Source organism: Ideonella lacteola (assembly GCF_038066555.1).
In the GTDB taxonomy this organism is placed as follows: Bacteria; Pseudomonadota; Gammaproteobacteria; order Burkholderiales; family Burkholderiaceae_C; genus Ideonella; species Ideonella lacteola.
In genome coordinates this window covers 38,341-55,549 of sequence record NZ_JBBUTG010000027.1, presented here as the reverse complement: position 1 = coordinate 55,549, position 17,209 = coordinate 38,341, and the positions used below count along the sequence as shown (strand labels likewise).

The 17,209-nt window shown below is 64.2% G+C and carries 17 protein-coding genes; 1 reads left to right on the top strand and 16 read right to left on the bottom strand.

The window, feature by feature from the left end:
• Positions 1-35: 35 nt before the first annotated feature.
• The 7 genes from AACH06_RS26205 to ppsA form a co-directional block, all read right to left on the bottom strand.
• Positions 36-1,172, bottom strand: coding sequence for a PA0069 family radical SAM protein (locus AACH06_RS26205; RefSeq protein ID WP_423222087.1), 1,137 nt, complete (start codon positions 1,170-1,172; stop codon positions 36-38).
• 207 nt (positions 1,173-1,379) lie between these two features.
• A complete protein-coding gene (gene dnaB, locus AACH06_RS26200; RefSeq protein ID WP_341428759.1) occupies positions 1,380-2,810 on the bottom strand; it encodes a replicative DNA helicase in 1,431 nt (476 codons plus the stop codon).
• Positions 2,811-2,955: 145 nt separating this feature from the next.
• On the bottom strand, positions 2,956-3,408 hold the full coding sequence (gene rplI / locus AACH06_RS26195; protein ID WP_341428758.1) for a 50S ribosomal protein L9: 453 nt from the start codon (positions 3,406-3,408) through the stop codon (positions 2,956-2,958).
• A 13-nt stretch (positions 3,409-3,421) separates the two neighbouring features.
• Positions 3,422-3,706, bottom strand: coding sequence for a 30S ribosomal protein S18 (gene rpsR / locus AACH06_RS26190; RefSeq protein WP_341428757.1), 285 nt, complete (start codon positions 3,704-3,706; stop codon positions 3,422-3,424).
• A 48-nt stretch (positions 3,707-3,754) separates the two neighbouring features.
• Positions 3,755-4,039 (bottom strand): primosomal replication protein N, encoded by a 285-nt coding sequence (gene priB, locus AACH06_RS26185; protein ID WP_341428756.1) that lies wholly within the window; start codon positions 4,037-4,039, stop codon positions 3,755-3,757.
• 37 nt (positions 4,040-4,076) lie between these two features.
• Complete coding sequence (gene rpsF / locus AACH06_RS26180) at positions 4,077-4,439, bottom strand: 30S ribosomal protein S6 (protein ID WP_341428755.1); 363 nt, start codon at positions 4,437-4,439, stop codon at positions 4,077-4,079.
• A 154-nt stretch (positions 4,440-4,593) separates the two neighbouring features.
• Positions 4,594-6,993, bottom strand: a complete 2,400-nt coding sequence (gene ppsA, locus AACH06_RS26175) for a phosphoenolpyruvate synthase (RefSeq protein WP_341428754.1) — start codon at positions 6,991-6,993, stop codon at positions 4,594-4,596.
• A gap of 315 nt (positions 6,994-7,308) precedes the next feature.
• Between ppsA and ppsR the strand changes: the two genes are divergently transcribed.
• Positions 7,309-8,133, top strand: coding sequence for a posphoenolpyruvate synthetase regulatory kinase/phosphorylase PpsR (ppsR, locus tag AACH06_RS26170; RefSeq protein WP_341428753.1), 825 nt, complete (start codon positions 7,309-7,311; stop codon positions 8,131-8,133).
• On the opposite strand, the gene AACH06_RS26165 is transcribed toward ppsR, so the two are convergent.
• From AACH06_RS26165 to rseP, 9 genes are read right to left on the bottom strand one after another with little or no spacing between them, the layout of a single operon-like run.
• Positions 8,127-8,909 carry a TrmH family RNA methyltransferase gene (locus AACH06_RS26165; protein WP_341428752.1) on the bottom strand — a complete coding sequence of 261 codons (783 nt, stop codon included), beginning with the start codon at positions 8,907-8,909 and terminating at the stop codon, positions 8,127-8,129. The genes ppsR and AACH06_RS26165 overlap by 7 nt on opposite strands.
• Positions 8,906-9,547 carry a ribonuclease HII gene (gene rnhB / locus AACH06_RS26160; protein WP_341428751.1) on the bottom strand — a complete coding sequence of 214 codons (642 nt, stop codon included), beginning with the start codon at positions 9,545-9,547 and terminating at the stop codon, positions 8,906-8,908. The genes AACH06_RS26165 and rnhB overlap by 4 nt, the downstream gene beginning before the upstream one ends.
• Positions 9,519-10,664 (bottom strand): lipid-A-disaccharide synthase, encoded by a 1,146-nt coding sequence (lpxB, locus tag AACH06_RS26155; protein WP_341428750.1) that lies wholly within the window; start codon positions 10,662-10,664, stop codon positions 9,519-9,521. Before lpxB ends, rnhB begins: the two co-directional genes overlap by 29 nt.
• Before the next feature lie 8 nt (positions 10,665-10,672).
• Positions 10,673-11,461 carry an acyl-ACP--UDP-N-acetylglucosamine O-acyltransferase gene (gene lpxA / locus AACH06_RS26150; RefSeq protein WP_341428749.1) on the bottom strand — a complete coding sequence of 263 codons (789 nt, stop codon included), beginning with the start codon at positions 11,459-11,461 and terminating at the stop codon, positions 10,673-10,675.
• 10 nt (positions 11,462-11,471) lie between these two features.
• The gene (gene fabZ, locus AACH06_RS26145; RefSeq protein WP_341428748.1) at positions 11,472-11,924 is read right to left on the bottom strand and encodes a 3-hydroxyacyl-ACP dehydratase FabZ; all 453 of its coding nucleotides are present in this window, start codon (positions 11,922-11,924) and stop codon (positions 11,472-11,474) included.
• Positions 11,921-12,952 (bottom strand): UDP-3-O-(3-hydroxymyristoyl)glucosamine N-acyltransferase, encoded by a 1,032-nt coding sequence (gene lpxD, locus AACH06_RS26140; RefSeq protein ID WP_423222086.1) that lies wholly within the window; start codon positions 12,950-12,952, stop codon positions 11,921-11,923. The genes fabZ and lpxD overlap by 4 nt, the downstream gene beginning before the upstream one ends.
• A 38-nt stretch (positions 12,953-12,990) precedes the next feature.
• Positions 12,991-13,494 (bottom strand): OmpH/Skp family outer membrane protein, encoded by a 504-nt coding sequence (locus AACH06_RS26135; RefSeq protein ID WP_423222085.1) that lies wholly within the window; start codon positions 13,492-13,494, stop codon positions 12,991-12,993.
• A gap of 2 nt (positions 13,495-13,496) precedes the next feature.
• Positions 13,497-15,836 carry an outer membrane protein assembly factor BamA gene (gene bamA / locus AACH06_RS26130; RefSeq protein ID WP_341428745.1) on the bottom strand — a complete coding sequence of 780 codons (2,340 nt, stop codon included), beginning with the start codon at positions 15,834-15,836 and terminating at the stop codon, positions 13,497-13,499.
• A gap of 10 nt (positions 15,837-15,846) precedes the next feature.
• A complete protein-coding gene (gene rseP, locus AACH06_RS26125) occupies positions 15,847-17,208 on the bottom strand; it encodes an RIP metalloprotease RseP (RefSeq protein ID WP_341428744.1) in 1,362 nt (453 codons plus the stop codon).
• Between the last annotated feature and the right edge of the window lies 1 nt (position 17,209).

Here is a 17,209-nt window from a genome sequence, read left to right as displayed (position 1 = left end):
GTGGCATCCCATTGGCGTCAGTAGAACAGGCGGCGTCAAAACAGGCTTTGCTGCAACGGCATCCAGAGCTCCGGTTGCCCGCCGCGTTTGGCTCTCAACCGGGGGCGCCGGACAAAGCGCGACAGATCCATCGGCGTGCGCTCGTTCAGCAGGCCCAGCCGACTGGCTGCCTTGTGAAAACGCTGTCGGACCAGCTCGGCCCACACCCCCTCTCCGGTCATGCGGCGGCCGAACTGCGCGTCGTAATCTTTGCCGCCACGCATGTCTCGGATGCGGGCCATCACCCGCCTGGCCCGATCGGGAAAGTGCGCCTCCAGCCACTGCTGGAACAGCGGGTTCACCTCCCACGGCAAGCGGACCACGATGCTGAAGGCGCGGGTGGCTCCGGCTTGGGCGGCTGCTTCGAGGATGCGCTCGAGCTCAGGCTCGTTGATGAACGGAATCATCGGCGACGCGCTCACCCCCACGGGGATGCCCGCGCGCGCAAGGCGCTCGATCGTCTTGAGGCGACGCTGCGGCATGGCCGCCCGAGGCTCCAGGATGCGCGCCAAATCGCCGTCGAGCGTGGTCAGCGACACATAGGCCGCTGCCATGTTGTCGGCGGCCATCGGTGCGATCAAATCGATGTCACGCTCAATGCCGGATGATTTGGTGATCACCGAAAACGGGTGCTTGAACTCGCTCAGCACCTCGATCACCGACCGGGTGATGCGAAGCTGCCGCTCGGCCGGCTGGTACGCGTCGGTCGCGGAGCCGATGTTGAGCAGCAGAGGCTCGTAGCTCGGGCTTTCGAGCGCCTCGCGCAGGCGCTGCGCCGCATTCACCTTGGCGAAGATCTTGGTTTCGAAATCCAGCCCGGGAGACAAGTTGAAGTAGCTGTGGGTCGGACGCGCGAAGCAGTAGATGCAGCCGTGCTCGCAACCGCGGTAGGGGTTGATCGACAGGTCGAAGCTGATGTCCGGAGAGTCGTTGCCCGTGAGGATGGTCTTGACCTGCTGCTCGATGATCTCGGTGTGCACGGGAACCACTTCGCGAGCGGCCCGCTGGTCGAGCGTGCCCCAGCCGTCGTCGAAGGCGGCATGCTGCTCACGGCTGAATCGGTGCTGGATCGCCCAGGCCGTGCCGCGCCCCTTGATCGACTTTGCATCGACCACCATCGCGGGCAGCGCCATCGCCTCGTCGACCAAGGGCTGAAGGGCGTCGTCGGCAAGCGGGCGCTGGGTGTGCGGCGTCATACTGTAAATATATACAGTATTCAGCTTGGCGCCAAGCTGCTGGGCCATGCGAACGTCCGGGCCCGGAGGCGCGCACTCGCCGGGCGACGCCGTGCGGGCGGTAGCCGCTCAGCGCGGCGCCCGCTGAACATCAATGAGCGTCGATCAGTATTCCTGGCTGTACGCGTCCGGCGCCAGGTTGTCGAACTTGGTGTTCTGCTTCAGGAACGCGAGCTTCACGGTGCCGACCGGGCCGTTACGCTGTTTGCCGATGATGATCTCGGCCACGCCAGGCTCCTTGGTGGGGTTCGGGCCGTCGGGCTTGTTGTAGTACTCGTCGCGGTAGATGAACATGATGACGTCCGCATCCTGTTCGATGGCGCCCGATTCGCGCAAGTCGCTCATCATCGGCCGCTTGTCGGGCCGCGTCTCGACCGAACGATTCAACTGCGACAGCGCGATCACCGGGCAGTTCAGCTCCTTGGCCAGCGCCTTGAGGCCCCGGGAGATCTCACTGATCTCGGTGGCGCGGTTTTCCCCGCTGGAGCTGGCCGTACCGCTCATCAGCTGCAGGTAATCGATGACGATGAGGCCCAGCTTTCCGCACTGGCGGGCCTGGCGCCGCGCCCGCGCGCGGAGCTCGGCCGGGTTCAGCGCTGGGGTTTCGTCGATGAAGATCGCCGCCTTCGACAGCTTGTCGACCGCTTCGGTGAGACGGCCCCAATCGTCATCGCGCAGGCGGCCGGTGCGCAGCCCGGATTGGTCGATGCGGCCAAGCGAGCCGACCATCCGCAATGCGAGCTGCGCCGCGCCCATTTCCATCGAGAAGACCACCACGGGCAGGCCCTCGTGGACGGCGACGTTCTCGGCAATGTTCAGCGCGAACGCCGTCTTGCCCATGGATGGCCGCGCGGCCAGGATGATCAGGTCGCCGCCCTGCAGGCCCGCGGTCATCCGGTCCATGTCGTAGAAGCCGGTGCGCACCCCGGTCACGTCCTCCGCGCCGTTCTCCGAGAGCTCGGTGATGCGGTCGATCAGCTGCATCACCAGCTGGTCCATGCTCTGGAAGCCTTGCTTGGTGCGCTGTCCTTCCTCACCGATCTTGAAGATCTTGCCTTCGGCCTCGTCGAGGATCTGCGAGACCTGACGTCCCTGGGGGTTGAACGCGGCGGTGGCAATCTCGTCGCTCGCCGCAATCAATTTGCGCAGGATCGCGCGTTCGCGAACGATCTCGGAATAGCGACGCAGGTTGGCGGCGCTGGGCACGGCCTGCGCCAACGCGTTCAGGTACGCGAGCCCACCGCACTCCTCAGCCTTGCCCAGCGACTGCAGCTGCTCGAACACCGTGATGACATCGGCCGGCTTGCTGCCGCTGATCAGCGCCCCGATCGCACCAAATATCAGGCGGTGCTCATAGCGGTAGAAGTCGGTCTCGTTGAGCACGTCGGCCGCCCGATCCCAGGCGCCGTTGTCGAGCAACAGGCCACCCAGAACGCTCTGTTCGGCCTCGATGGAGTGCGGCGGCACTCGCAGCTTGGCGACTTCTTCGTCACGGGGTTCGGAGCGTGGATCGTGGGCGTCGAAGATCGTGGGCATCGGTCGATCATAGGCGCCGGCAAGCCGGGCGCCTGTGGACAAGGCTGTGGACTTCACGGGGAATCGCAGTGCACAACCGCGAGGCCCCAAATGCAAAGGGCCGGTTCGAAAACCGGCCCTTTCGGATCAGGAAGCGATCGAGTGGTTACTCGGTTTCGCCAACGACCTTGACGGTGATTTCCACCACCACATCGGTGTGGGCCGCCACGCTGACCGGGAACTCACCCACAGCCTTCAACGGGCCATTGGGCAGGCGAACCTGCGACTTGGCGATCTGGAATCCACCCTTGTTCAGGGCTTCGGCGATGTCGTGGTTGGTGACCGAGCCAAACAGACGGCCGTCCACGCCAGCCTTCTGGCTGATGGTGACGGTATGGCCGTTCAGCTTCTCGCCCAGGGCTTGGGCCGCCGACAGCTTGTCGGCAGCAGCCTTTTCGAGCTCGGCACGACGGGCTTCGAATTCCTTGATCGCGGCTTCCGTGGCGCGACGGGCGCGCTTGGTCGGGATCAGGTAGTTGCGGGCGAAACCGTCCTTGACCTTGACGACGTCACCCAGGTTGCCGAGGTTGGCCACCTTGTCCAGAAGGATGATTTGCATGGTGTGGGCTCCCTCAGACCTTGTGTTGATCGCTGTACGGCAGCATCGCCAGGAAGCGCGAGCGCTTGATGGCGGTGGTGAGCTGACGCTGGAAGAAGGCGCGCGTGCCCGTCAGGCGAGCCGGCGTGATCTTGCCGTTTTCACCGATGAAATCGCGCAGCAGGTCGACGTCCTTGTAGTCGATCGACTCGACACCGGTCACGGTGAAGCGGCAGAACTTCTTGCGGCGGAACAGCAGCGATTGCTGGTTGCGCTTGGGACGGCGATCCTTGGAAAAACGAGACTTTGGCGGGGGCATGATGACCTCTGAAAATTGTCTATCCGGTGTTCAAACAGGTGCGTGGCTTCAGGCGTCCAGCTCGGTCACATGGAACACGAGACCTTTGCCATTGCGCGAGGCGGCGAGAAACCCGGCAAATTGAGCCGGAACTCCCAGTGCCAGCGCGGCAACAGGCCGCGTGATCGCCCCGATCGCCACCGCCTTGAGCTGCATGGCAACTTGGCGAGGCTGGCCGTCTTCAGTGACCGTGGACTGGTGCTTCAATTGCAGGTCCAGGGCGGGAAGGCCGGCCGGGGTGTAACGCAGAGCGCCTCGTTCCACCACTTCGGCGGCCAGAACCATTCGGTTCATGGCATCACCTCCGGGTGTCGCGACGAGCCACTGTGCTTCAGGCGGCGGTTTCCTGGGCGGCCTTGCGGGCCTCTTCCTTCTCGACCGACTTCATCATCACCGACGGGGTGGTCTCGGCCTTCTCGACCTTGACGGTCAGGTGGCGCAAGACGGCGTCGTTGAAGCGGAAACCGGTTTCCAGCTCGGTCAGCACGTCCTTCGAGCACTCGATGTTCAGGCACAGGTAGTGCGCCTTCGCGAGCTTCTGGATCATGTATGCCAGCTGGCGGCGGCCCCAGTCTTCCACGCGATGAACCTTGCCGCCACCGTTGGTGACGAGGTTCTTGTAACGCTCCAGCATGGCCGGAACCTGTTCGCTTTGATCCGGATGGATCAGCAGAACGATCTCATAGTGACGCATGAACTCTCCTTGTGGGTTCCTTGATGGGAAGCCGCCCGGCGCGTCAACAGCCGGTGCGGCAAGGCGGAAAAGCCCTCGATCATAGCACAGAGGGCGGCCCGATGCCCGCCCGCCCCGCTCGAGCGGGGTCAGCGAGCTCAGCGGGTCGGCAGGCTCAGCGCCTGGCGGCCAAGCGGGTCCAGGTCTCGATCACCGAATCCGGATTCAGCGAAATCGAGACGATGCCCTCCTGGGCGAGCCACTCAGCGAAGTCGGGGTGATCGCTGGGGCCCTGGCCACAGATGCCGACATATTTGCCAGTCGCCCGGCAGGCCGCGATGGCGCGGGAAATCATGGCCTTGACGGCAGGATCGCGCTCGTCGAAGTCTTCGGCCAACTGCTCCAGACCGGAGTCGCGGTCCAGGCCCAGCGTGAGCTGAGTCAGATCGTTCGAGCCGATCGACATGCCGTCGAAATGCTGCAGGAACTGCTCGGCCAGGATGGCGTTGCTGGGCACCTCGCACATCATGATCAGGCGCAGGCCATGTTGACCCCGTTTCAAGCCGCGGTCCGCCAGCAAGGCAGACACGCGTTCGGCTTGGCGCACCGTGCGAACGAACGGAACCATGATCTCGACATTCGTCAGGCCCATGTCGTTGCGCACGCGCTTGAGCGCCTCGCACTCCATGCCAAAGGCATCGGTGAACTCGCCGCTGATGTAGCGCGAGGCACCTCGGAAGCCCAGCATCGGATTCTCTTCATCCGGCTCGTAGCGCGAACCGCCGATCAGCTTCTTGTACTCGTTCGACTTGAAGTCCGACAGCCGCACGATGACCGGCTTGGGCCAGAAGGCCGCCGCGATCGTGGCCACACCCTCGGCCAGCTTGTCCACATAGAAGGCACGGGGCGAGGCGTGGCCGCGGGCGACCGACTCGACCGCCTTTTTCAGGTCCGGATCGACGTTGGGGTAGTCGAGGATCGCCTTCGGGTGGACGCCGATGTTGTTGTTGATGATGAACTCGAGGCGCGCCAGGCCGACGCCGGAATTGGGCACCTGCGCGAAGTTGAACGCCAGCTGGGGGTTGCCCACGTTCATCATGATCTTGATCGGGCAATACGGCAGCTCGCCTCGGGTCACCTCGGTGACCTCGGTCTCCAACAGGCCGTCGTAGACGAAGCCGGTGTCGCCCTCCGAGCAGGCCACGGTGACCAGCGCGCCGTCATGCAGGGTGTCGGTGGCGTCGCCACAACCCACCACGGCAGGAATGCCAAGCTCGCGGGCAATGATCGCGGCGTGGCAGGTGCGGCCACCGCGGTTGGTGACGATCGCGCTGGCGCGCTTCATCACCGGCTCCCAGTTGGGATCGGTCATGTCCGTGACCAGGACGTCGCCCGGCTGCACACGATCCATCTCGGCGATGGAGCTGACAAGGCGAACCGGCCCAGTCCCGATCTTCTGGCCAATGGCACGCCCCTCGGCCAGCACGGTGGAATGGCCTTTGAGCTTGTACCGGTGCTCGACCTGCCCTTCTGCCTGGCTGCGCACTGTCTCGGGCCGCGCCTGGAGGATGTAGAGCTTGCCGTCGACCCCGTCCTTGCCCCACTCGATGTCCATCGGGCGGCCGTAGTGCTTCTCGATGATCAGCGCGTACTTCGCCAGCTCAATGGTGTCGTTGTCTGTCAGCGAGTAGCGGTTTCGCTGCTCAGGCGGGGTATCGACGGTCTTGACCAACTTGCCGCTGGCCGCCTTTTCCTCGGGCGTCGCGAACTCCATGCGAATCAACTTGGAGCCCAGCGCTCGGCGGATCACCGGGAACTTGCCATTCTCCAGAGCCGGCTTGTGGACGTAGAACTCGTCGGGGTTCACCGCGCCTTGCACCACGGTCTCGCCCAGGCCGTAGCTGGAGGTGATGAACACCACGTCCTTGAAGCCGGACTCGGTGTCGATGGTGAACATGACGCCCGCGGATCCGACATCCGACCGAACCATGCGCTGCACGCCGGCGGAGAGCGCCACATCCGAGTGGGCAAAACCCTTGTGGACGCGGTAGCTGATCGCCCGGTCGTTGTAGAGCGATGCGAAGACCTCCTTCATCTTGTGAAGGACGTCATCGATGCCGTGCACGTTCAGAAAGGTCTCCTGCTGGCCGGCGAACGAGGCGTCAGGCAGGTCTTCGGCGGTGGCCGAGGAGCGCACCGCCCAGGTGGCATCCGGCGAACCTGCGGTCACGCGCTCGTATTCGGCGCGCACAGCCGCTTCCAGCGCAGGAGGGAACGGCGCCTCCGTCACCCAGCGGCGGATCTCGGCACCCGCGTCGGCGAGCGCACGGACATCGTCGGTATCCAGCGTGGCCAGTCGGGCGTTGATCCGCTCGGTCAAGCCGCCGTGCTTCAGGAACTCACGAAAGGCGTGGGCCGTGGTGGCAAAGCCCCCAGGCACGCGCACGCCCGAAGCAGCCAACTGGCTGATCATTTCGCCGAGGCTGGCGTTTTTACCGCCCACCGCCTCGACGTCGGTCATTCTCAGGTGTTCAAACGGGGCGACCAGGGCGGTCGCCAGGGTGCTGGATGACATGGGGAAGCTCCTTGATGACAAAAAACCTGGCGCCATGCCACCCCTGTGCACACACCGGGGGCCCACGCTGCAGCGCGTGTCATTCGAGTTTTGATGCTGCAGGGGCTCATCCGAGGCAAGTGTGTGAGTCGGGCCGAGCGGGCGACCCGTCCAAGGAGCACGTCAATTGGGGCATGATTCTACGTACGCGATGCCCGACATCGCTGAACCTTGGCTTAAACGGCCGCGCGCAAAACGAGACAAGCTGCCTGCTTGCCCGTTCTGCCGTCCATCCGGAAGGTGCGCCATATCTCGGAGCCGCCAGTGGCAACTGACATGCCCAATCGAACCGTCTTCTTCGTCTCCGACGGCACCGGCATCACCGCCGAAACCTTCGGCAACTCCATCCTGGCCCAGTTTTCGGCCAAACCCCGCCATGTGCGTCGTCCGTTCATCGATTCCGAGGACAAGGCGGACAAGGTGGTCTCCGAAATCAACGCGACGCTGGAGGCCGAGGGGCTTCGGCCGATTGTCTTCATCACCCTGGCCAACGAGTCGGTACGCAAGGTGCTCACCGCCGAGCGCTGCAAGGGCCTGGTGATGGACATGTTCGCCTCGTTCATCGAGCCGCTCGAAAAGGAGTTCGGCATCAAGTCCAACCACCGCGTCGGGCGTTTTTCCGACGCGGCCAAGAGCGAGGAATACAACGACCGCATCGAAGCGATCAACTTCTCGCTGGCTCACGATGACGGTCAATCAGCCAAGAACCTGGAACAGGCGGACGTCATCCTCGTCGGCGTCAGCCGCAGCGGCAAGACGCCCACCTCGCTGTACCTGGCGATGCAGCATGGCATCAAGGCCGCGAACTATCCGCTCATTCCAGAAGATTTCGAGCGTGGGCACCTGCCCAGTTCGCTGGCACCGCACAAGCGCAAGTGTTTTGGCCTCACGATCGATCCTGAGCGGCTTTCGCATATCCGCCATGAGCGGAGGCCGGGCAGCAAGTACGCAGCGATCGAGAACTGCCGCTACGAGGTTCGCGAGGCCGAACAAATGATGAAGCGCAGCGGCATCTCGTGGCTGAGCTCGACGCACAAATCGATCGAGGAGATCGCCACGACCATCCTGCGGGACATCCGCCCAGACCGACTGATTTACTGACGCTTCGGCCCGACAGTTGCCGCGAAGAAGCAGACGGCCGCGGCGGCGGCCACGTTGAGCGACTCCTCCCCGCCGGGCTGGGGGATGCGCACGGTGTGAGCGCAGCGCCCCATCAAGGCGGCGTCCACGCCCTGCCCCTCATGGCCCAGCACCCAGGCGCAAGGGATGGGCAACGTGGCCTCGCCCAACAGAAGCCCGCCGTGCGAGCTGGTGGCCAGCAACGGCACGTCGAGAACGCTCAAATCGTCGGGCGACAAACCCTCGATCAGATGCAGTCCGAAATGCGCGCCCATGCCGGCCCGAAGCACTTTCGGCGACCACAGCGCCGCGGTGCCCTTGACCGCCAGCACCTGTCGTACTCCAAACGCCGCCGCGCTTCGCAGGATGCTGCCTACGTTTCCTGCATCCTGGAGCCGGTCCAGCACGACGCTGGCCGCAGCGGTGTCGATCGCGGGGGCCGCCGGGACGGCCCACAGGGCCCCGACGCGGGCCGGCGATTCCAGGCCGCTCAAGGTCTTGAACAACGCATCTGGCACGCAGACCACCCGACGCGCCCGTGACACCCAGGCTCGCCAATCGGCCCGCTCGTTCCAGGCGCTTTCGCTGAACAGCAGCTCATCGAGAACGAGGTCTCGGTTCAGCGCGGCCCCGATCAGGTGGTCGCCCTCCAACCAGACTTGCCCGGCCTTGCGGTAGCCGCCCGCGTCCGTCGCGATCTTGCGAATGCGCTGCAGCAGCGGGTTATCTCGCGCGGTGATCAGCAGAGGTTCGTTCACGCACTCATCTCCGCAGACACCTGGCCCAATGCCTCGCGCACCGGCGCGAAACTGCGGCGGTGGACGACGCAAGCGCCATGCGCACGCAGCGCCGCCAAGTGCTCGGGGGTTGGGTACCCCTTGTGCGTAGCGAACCCGTATTGCGGATGGGCCTCGTCCAGCGCGTGGCAAAGGCGATCACGATGCACCTTCGCGAGGATGGAAGCGGCAGAAATGGCCCTCACTCGGGCATCCCCTTTGACGATGGCCTCCGCCGGCACCCTCAGTGGCGGCAGTCGATTGCCATCCACCAGCACCTTGGCGGGCAACAGGCGCAGGCCCTCTACCGCACGACGCATGGCCAACATCGTGGCATGCAGGATGTTGAGCGAGTCGATCTCGTCGACGCTCGCCTCCGCGATGCTGCAGCACAAGGCTTTCGCACGGATCTCGTCGAACAGCGCCTCTCGACGCTTCTCGGTGAGCACCTTGGAGTCTTTCAGGCCAGAGATGGGCTGCAAGTCATCCAGGATGACCGCCGCTGCCACCACCGGGCCGGCCAGCGGCCCTCGGCCCGCCTCGTCGACACCCGCGACAAGGCCCGGCACGTCGAACGACAGGGCAATCTGCTCAGGCTTCGAGTATTTGCGCGATCGCATCGCCAGCCTTGCGCGCCGTGTCCTGGCGCAGCGTCAGGTGAAGTTCCATCAGACGTTCGTTGAGCATGTCGCGGCGTGGAGCATCGTCGAGCCAGGCCAACGCCTCGCGCGACAGGGCATCGGGTGTCGCCGCATCCTGCAGAAACTCGGGAACGATGAATTTGCGGCTCAGGATGTTGGGCAGCCCCACCCAACGCTGATAAGCCCGGCGGCGCATGTACTGCCAGTTGAGCCAATGCATGCGGTAGACGATCACCATGGGCCGCTTGAACAGCGCGGCTTCGAGGGTGGCCGTGCCGCTGGCGATCAGCGTCACATCGCAGGCGGCCAGCGCGTCATGCGACCGGCCGTCAAGCAGCTCTACTTCGGCGGAGCCTGCCAACTCATTGACCAGCGGCCAGACCATGTCGCGCAGGCCGGGAACGATCGGCAAGACAAACCGGATACCCGAGCGCTGCCGGGCCAGCAAGGCGGCCGCCTTCAACAGCACTGGTGCGATGTAGCGGATCTCGCTGCGGCGGCTTCCCGGCAGCAGCGCCACGACCGTGTCGCTGTCAGAGAGTTTCAGCGCCTGGCGGGCCGCGGCACGAGGCGGCTGGAGCGGTATGCCATCGGCCAGCGGGTGGCCAACAAAGGTGGCTCGGATGCCATGCTGCTCGAGCAACGCCGGCTCAAAGGGAAAGAGGCACAGCACATGGTCTGCCGCCGCGGCCAGCTTCTTGACCCTCTCGCCTCGCCACGCCCAGATCGAAGGGCACACGAAATGCACTGTGCGAATACCGGCCTGTCGCAGCGGCGTCTCTAGGCCGAAATTGAAATCTGGTGCATCAACACCGATGAACAGATCGGGGCGCTCAGCGATCAACCGGTCTCGCAGTGCACTGCGGATCCCGACCAGCTCACGGTAGTGACGCAAGGCATCGACATAGCCGAACACCGACAGCTTGGAGCTGGGCCACCAGGCTTCGAACCCCTGCTCCACCATCTTCGGGCCGCCGATGCCCGCGGCCTGGGCATCCGGCCAGCGCTCGCGCAGCCCCTTCAGCAAGAGGCTGGCCAGCAAATCTCCAGAGGCCTCGCCGGCCACCAGGCCCAGGCGGGGATTCGACACGCCCATCGCCCGCCTCAGCGAACAATGCCACGCCGGGAACCGGCGAGGAAACCCAACATGACATCGACGTCCGCATCGATGTCGAGCTGGCCACCCTTCATTGCACCAATCGCCTCGGTGGCCTGCTCCAGCGTCAAGGAGTCGCGGTAGAGCAGCTTGTGCATCTGGCGGATGGCGGCCATGCGTTCGGGGCTGAAGCCTCGCCGCTTCAACCCCGTGAGGTTGACCGCACGTACCGTGAGCGGATTGCCATCGACCGTCATGTACGGCGGCACATCCTGCGCCACATGCCCCTGGAACCCGATCATCGCGTGTGCGCCGATGTGCACGAACTGGTGCACCCCAGACAGCCCACCGATGACGGCCCAGTCGCCCACATGCACATGGCCGGCCAACGTCGCGTTGTTGGCCATCACGATGTGGTCGCCTACGCGGCAGTCATGCGCCACGTGAACGTAGGCCATGATCCAGTTGTCCGAACCGATGCGGGTGACACCCTCCTCCTTCATCGTGCCCAGGTTGAGGGTGCAGAACTCTCGAATGGTGTTGCGGTCGCCGATGACGAGCTCGGTCGGCTCGCCACCGTAGCTCATGTCCTGAGAAATGGCGCCAATGGAGGCGAACTGGAAAATGCGGTTGTCGCTGCCGATCGTGGTGCGGCCCTCGATCACCGTATGCGGCCCCACCGTGGTGCCCGGGCCGATGCGCACATGCGCACCGATCACGGCATAGGGACCGACGGTGACCGTGGAATCCAGCTGAGCCGCCGGATCGATGATGGCGGTGGGGTGAATCGAGGCCATCGCCCGGTACTCAGCCGCCGATCTTGCGCATGGTGCACATCAACTCGGCCTCGGCCACCGTTTCACCCGCCACGGTGGCTTTGGCCTTGTACTTGTGAATGCCGCCACGAACGCGGTCGATCAGGGCCTCGAGTATCAGCTGATCGCCGGGCTCTACGGGGCGCTTGAATCGCGCCGCGTCGATGCCCGCGAAGTAGACCACCGTGTCATCGCCAGGGTCGACATCCATCGACGCGAACGACAGCAACGCGGCTGATTGCGCCATGGCTTCAAGGATCAGGACGCCTGGCATGACCGGGCGATGCGGGAAATGGCCCGTGAAGAACGGCTCGTTGATCGTGACGTTCTTCAACGCCTGGATGCGGACGTTCTTCTCCAGCTCGACCACCCGGTCCACCAGCAGCAAGGGATATCGGTGGGGCAGGCGCTTGAGGATCTGGTGGATGTCCATCACGGTGTTCATGGTGAGCTCTTCTTCTCGAGCGTGCGCAGACGCGCGCGCAGGGTGTGCAACTGGCGCAGCGTGGCCGCGTTCTTTTCCCAGTTGGCATTTTCATCGATCGGGAACACGCCGCTGTACTGCCCCGGCTTCAGGATGGAGCTCATCACGACGCTGGCGGCCGAAATGTGCACGTGATCAGCAATCTGCAAGTGGCCCAGGATCATCGCCGCGCCGCCGAAGGTGCAGTGCTTGCCGATCTTGGCACTGCCCGCCACGCCGACACAGCCGGCCATCGCGGTGTGGGCGCCGATATGGACGTTGTGCGCGATCTGAATCAGGTTATCGAGCTTGACGCCATCCTCGATCACCGTGTCGTCGAGAGCGCCTCGGTCCACACAGGTGTTCGCGCCGATCTCGACATCGTCGCCGATCCACACCCCACCCAGCTGTTCAATCTTTTCCCAACGACCTTGGTGGGGGGCGAAGCCGAACCCGTCGGAACCTATCACGGCGCCGCTGTGAATGATGCCGCGCGCGCCGACTCGACAGCCCTGCGCCAACGTCGATCGGGGCCTCAGCTGAGTGCCCGCGCCCACGTCGGCCCCCTCGCCCACCACGGCGTGCGCCCCTACGACGACATGCTCGGCGAGCACGGCGTTCGCCTCGACCACGGCAAATGGTCCGACGCTCACGGTGTCGTGCAAACGGGCCCCGGGTGCCACATAGGCCGTCGGATGCACACCCACCTGCGCAGCGGGCCGGGTACGCGCCGCCCACCAACGGGTCAGGCGCGCGAAGGCGAGGTAAGGGTCGGGCACCACGATCGCGGCAACGCCCCGCGCCACCAAGGGGGCGCAGGCGTCTTCCCGGACGATCACCGCCCCGGCGTTCGTGCTGTCAAGCAGCGGTTTGAGCCGCGGCTGCGCCAGGAAGCTGATGGTGTGGGGCGTTGCGGCCTCAAGCGGGCCGATGCGTTCAATGACGCGTTCGCCGTCGCCGCGAAGCTCGCCGCCGAGAGCGGCGGCGATGTCAGCCAGACGAACTGCTATCGCGTCGCCTGGCCGCGAAGGCATGGTCAATCCGCCATTCACTTGCCGGCGTTCAGGGCATCGATCACCTTCTTGGTGATGTCGACGCGCGGACCGGCGAAGATGACTTCCTGCAGAATGATGTCGTACTTCTCTTGCTCGAAGATTTGCTTGATGACCTTGTTGGCACGCTCGACCACGGCCGACAGCTCTTCGTTCTTGCGTTGATTCAGGTCTTCCAGCAGTTCACGGCGCTTGCGTTGGAAATCGCGGTCCTGATCGGCGAGATCTCGCTGGCGGCGGGTCCGCTCCGACTCAGGCAGCGTCGGCGCTTCCTTTTCGAGCTTCTCCATCGCACCCCGGAGGCGATTGCCTTGGTCGGCCAATTCGGTCTCGCGCTTTTTGAACTCGGCCTCCAACTTGGCCTGCGCGGCCTTGGCGGGGGCCGCCTCGCGCAGCACGCGCTCGCTGTTGACGTAGCCGATCTTCAGTTCCTGGGCGCTCACGCCCATGGCCAGAGTCAGGGCCGCCGCGGCGACGAGGGTTTTGCTAAGCGACTTGATCATCAGAAGGCCGTTCCGACTTGAAACTGGAAACGTTGGATTTTATCGCCCCGGAAGGAGCGCATTGGTGTGCCGTAGCTGAGTTTGAGCGGGCCCACCGGCGAAATCCAGCTCAAGCCGAGACCCACTGACGCCCGCAGATCACTCAGCGTGCCGGTCTGGCCGCGGTCACGGTCGTCTTGCGTCACCGCGCCGTCATGGTCGCGCCAGACGTTGCCGGCGTCGGCGAAAGCGAAGATGCGCAACGACTTGTCGTTGCCCGAACCCGGGACCGGGAAGTACAGCTCGGAGTTCAGGTTCATCTTCTTGGAACCGCCATCGTAAGCGCCGGTCAGGTCGACGCCACCGAATGAACCCGACTCGAAGACGCGCACAGAGCCCAGGCCGCCGCCATAGAAGTTCTTAAACACCGGATACGGTTTTCCATTCAAACCATACCCCGCCCCCACCTCGCCGTTGACACCCAAGGTGAGCTTGTTGGTGATGCTGAAGTACTGTTGATACTGGGCGTTCAACCGGGCGTAGTGCACATCGCCCGCCACGCTGAAATCCAGGTTGAGGCGCTGATAGCGGCCCTTGGTTGGCGTGAGCGGGTTATCGCGCTCTTCGCGCGCCCAGCCGACCGTCAGCGGAACGCTCAAGGCATGGTTGCCAAACGTCTCGACGAACTTGAAATAGCTGTTCGGCACACCAGACGACGTGCCAATGATCGTCTGCTCGAGGCCCACCCCGAAGAAAACGGTGTCGTACTCGGTGAACGGCACACCGAAGCGAACCGCCGCACCGGGCGTGGCCAGTTGGTAGGCATCGCCTTGGCTGTTCAGTGGCTTGGACGTGCGGTAGTACAAATCGAGCGCGCGTGACACCCCGTCATCGGTGAAATAGGGATCGACCGTGCTCACCACCAGGTTGCGGCTGAGCTTGCTGGTGTTGACTTCGAGGCCCAGATAGTTACCGGTGCCGAAGACGTTTTCCTTCTTGATCGAACCCGAGAAGGACAGACCCGCCGTGGAGTAACCGGCGGCCAACTGCAGGCTGCCCGTCTGCTTCTCTTTCACGTTCAGCACGAGATCCACCTGATCCGGCGAACCCGGCACCTCTTGGGTGTCCACCGTCACTTCTTCGAAGTAGCCCAGGCGTTCGACACGGTCACGCGACAGCTTGATCTTCGCGCTGTCATACCACGCAGATTCGAACTGGCGGAATTCGCGACGAAGCACTTCGTCTCGCGTGATCGTGTTGCCGGCGATGTTCACTCGGCGAACGTTCACGCGCTGGCCCGGTGATCCTTGCAGAACGATGACGACCTGGCCCGTCTTGCGGTCGATGTCTTGACGAGGCTCGATGCGCGCGAACGCATAGCCGTACGTGCCATAGAGGTCACTGAAGGCACGCGTGGTGGCGGTGACCTCATCGCCGCGATACGGCTCACCAGGCGTGATGGTGATGCGCTGCTTGAAGTCTTCTTCGCGGCCGAGGTACTGCCCTTCGAGCTTGACGCCGGTCACCGTGTAGGGCTGCCCCTCCTCGATGCCGATCAGGATGCTGATTTCCTGCTTGTCGGGCGAGATCGTGACCTGGGTGGTCTTGACGTCGAACTCCAGGTAACCCTTGTTCAGGTAGTACGCGCGGATCTTCTCCAGATCAGCGTTCAGCTTGGCGCGCGAATAGCGATCGGACTTCGTGTACCAGCTCAGCCACCCACCGGTGGTGAGATCCATCAGATCGAGCAACGTCGATTCGCTGAAGGCCTTGGCACCCTCGATGCGGATGTCCTTGATCTTGGCGACGTCGCCTTCCACCACCGTGAAGGTGATGTTCACCCGATTGCGCTCAATCGGCGTGGCGGTGGTCACCACCTCGGCACCGTACAGGCTGCGCGTCAGGTACTGGCGCTTGATCTCCTGCTCGGCCCGGTCGATGACGGCCTTGTCGTAAGGCTGACCCTCGGAGATGCCGTTTTCTTTCAGGGCCTTCGCCAGGGTGTCCTTGTCGAACTCGCGCAGGCCGATGAAATTCACCGATGCGATGACCGAGCGCTCTTCGACCACGACCACCACGACCTGCCCTTCGATGTCGACACGGACATCCTTGAACAGGCCCGTGGCAAACAGGGCGCGAAGGGCAGCAGCACCTTTGTCGTCGTTGTATTCGTCACCGATGCGGAACGGCAAGGCTCCGAAGACGCTGCCGGGGTCACCCCGCTGCAGGCCCTCGATGCGAATGTCGCTGATCTTGAACGGTTCGACGGCCTGAGCGGAGGTCGCCACCGTCGCCGCAGCCACGAGAGCCACGTACGCGGGGACCGGACGCAGCGAAGTCAAAGCAAGGGGAAATGGCATCGGGAGGGTGTCACTGCAGGCCCAGCATGCGGGCCATGTCATTGGAGAGAGCGATGGTCACCAACAGCAGGAGAACGAACGCCCCGCTGAGCTGCAGCCGTTTGAGCCACAGTTCCGAGACCGGCCGACCGGTCACGCCCTCGAAAAGATAATACATCAGGTGTCCGCCATCGAGCATCGGCAACGGCAGCAGGTTCAACACCCCGAGACTGACGCTGACCATCGCCAGGAAGGCCAGGTAGTCGGTGAATCCATGCTGGATCGCCTGGCTGGCAAAGTCACCGATCGTCAACGGGCCACTCAAGTTCCGCAGCGAGGCTTGCCCCGTCACGATCCGGCCCAGCATCTTGAGGCTGAAGGCCGACATGTCCCAGGTGCGCTGCACACCACGAACGAAACCATCCCAAGGCCCCAAACGCACATGGACCGTTCGTGCCCGTGAGCTCACTGGCGCATCAATGCGCCCAAAGGTCTTTCCGTTCTCGGTCACCGATCGCGGCGACACCTCCAGCTCGATGCGCTGACCACCGCGCTCAACCACCCAGCGCATGGGCATCACGTCCCCCGTGGGATGAGCGCGGATGCGCTCGACCAAGGCCACGGCATCCGGCACGGGAACGCCGTCCATCGACAGCACCAGGTCGCCCGCGCGCAGCGCCGCGCGCTCGGCCGGCCCGCCAGCCACCGGCCTGCCCATTTCCGGAGGGCTGAACGGCGCTCCAATACCGATGCGCGCCAACGTCGCCGGCTCGACCTCTTCACCCGCCAACTGCGACAGCTGAAGCAGGACTTGGCGGCGATGCCCCCCGTCTTGGTCGCTCACCTGGAGTTGCAGATCCTCGCCCCGAACGGTGGCCTGGGTCAGTTGCCATTGCAGGTCGCGCATCGTTGCGACGTCGTGCCATTCCCCGTCCACCGAACTGACCGCCATCACCTGATCTCCCGCGCTCAGCCCGGCGTCCGCTGCCAAGGTGCGGGCCGGCGGTGTCGCCAGGACGGCCATCGTTTCATCGACGCCGATCCAGTGAACGGCCGCGTAAAGCAGCGCTGCCAACAGCAGATTGACCAGCGGCCCGGCCGCGATGATCGCCGCGCGCCGGACCAGCGGCTGCGCATCGAAGGCGTACCGCGCTTCGTCGGGCCGATAGGGCTGGTCATGCCCCAGCATGCGCACATAGCCGCCCAGCGGCAGCGCCGAAATCACGAACTCGGTCGCCTGCGGGCTCGACTGACGGCGCCAAATGACCTGGCCGAATCCGAATGAGAACCGCAACACCTTCACGCCACACCAGCGAGCCACCTGATAGTGGCCGAACTCGTGCACCACGATGAGGATGGGCAGCGTGATCAACAGGCCCAGGAGGATGTTCACG

Excerpts from the sequence above, each read along its gene's own strand:
- AACH06_RS26205 (WP_423222087.1), bottom strand. The coding sequence starts at position 1,172 with ATGGCGCTGCCCGCGATGGTGGTCGATGCAAAGTCGATCAAGGGGCGC.
- dnaB (WP_341428759.1), bottom strand. The coding sequence starts at position 2,810 with ATGCCCACGATCTTCGACGCCCACGATCCACGCTCCGAACCCCGTGAC.
- rplI (WP_341428758.1), bottom strand. The coding sequence starts at position 3,408 with ATGCAAATCATCCTTCTGGACAAGGTGGCCAACCTCGGCAACCTGGGT.
- rpsR (WP_341428757.1), bottom strand. The coding sequence starts at position 3,706 with ATGCCCCCGCCAAAGTCTCGTTTTTCCAAGGATCGCCGTCCCAAGCGC.
- priB (WP_341428756.1), bottom strand. The coding sequence starts at position 4,039 with ATGAACCGAATGGTTCTGGCCGCCGAAGTGGTGGAACGAGGCGCTCTG.
- rpsF (WP_341428755.1), bottom strand. The coding sequence starts at position 4,439 with ATGCGTCACTATGAGATCGTTCTGCTGATCCATCCGGATCAAAGCGAA.
- ppsA (WP_341428754.1), bottom strand. The coding sequence starts at position 6,993 with ATGTCATCCAGCACCCTGGCGACCGCCCTGGTCGCCCCGTTTGAACAC.
- ppsR (WP_341428753.1), top strand. The coding sequence starts at position 7,309 with ATGCCCAATCGAACCGTCTTCTTCGTCTCCGACGGCACCGGCATCACC.
- rnhB (WP_341428751.1), bottom strand. The coding sequence starts at position 9,547 with ATGCGATCGCGCAAATACTCGAAGCCTGAGCAGATTGCCCTGTCGTTC.
- lpxB (WP_341428750.1), bottom strand. The coding sequence starts at position 10,664 with ATGGGCGTGTCGAATCCCCGCCTGGGCCTGGTGGCCGGCGAGGCCTCT.
- lpxA (WP_341428749.1), bottom strand. The coding sequence starts at position 11,461 with ATGGCCTCGATTCACCCCACCGCCATCATCGATCCGGCGGCTCAGCTG.
- fabZ (WP_341428748.1), bottom strand. The coding sequence starts at position 11,924 with ATGAACACCGTGATGGACATCCACCAGATCCTCAAGCGCCTGCCCCAC.
- bamA (WP_341428745.1), bottom strand. The coding sequence starts at position 15,836 with ATGCCATTTCCCCTTGCTTTGACTTCGCTGCGTCCGGTCCCCGCGTAC.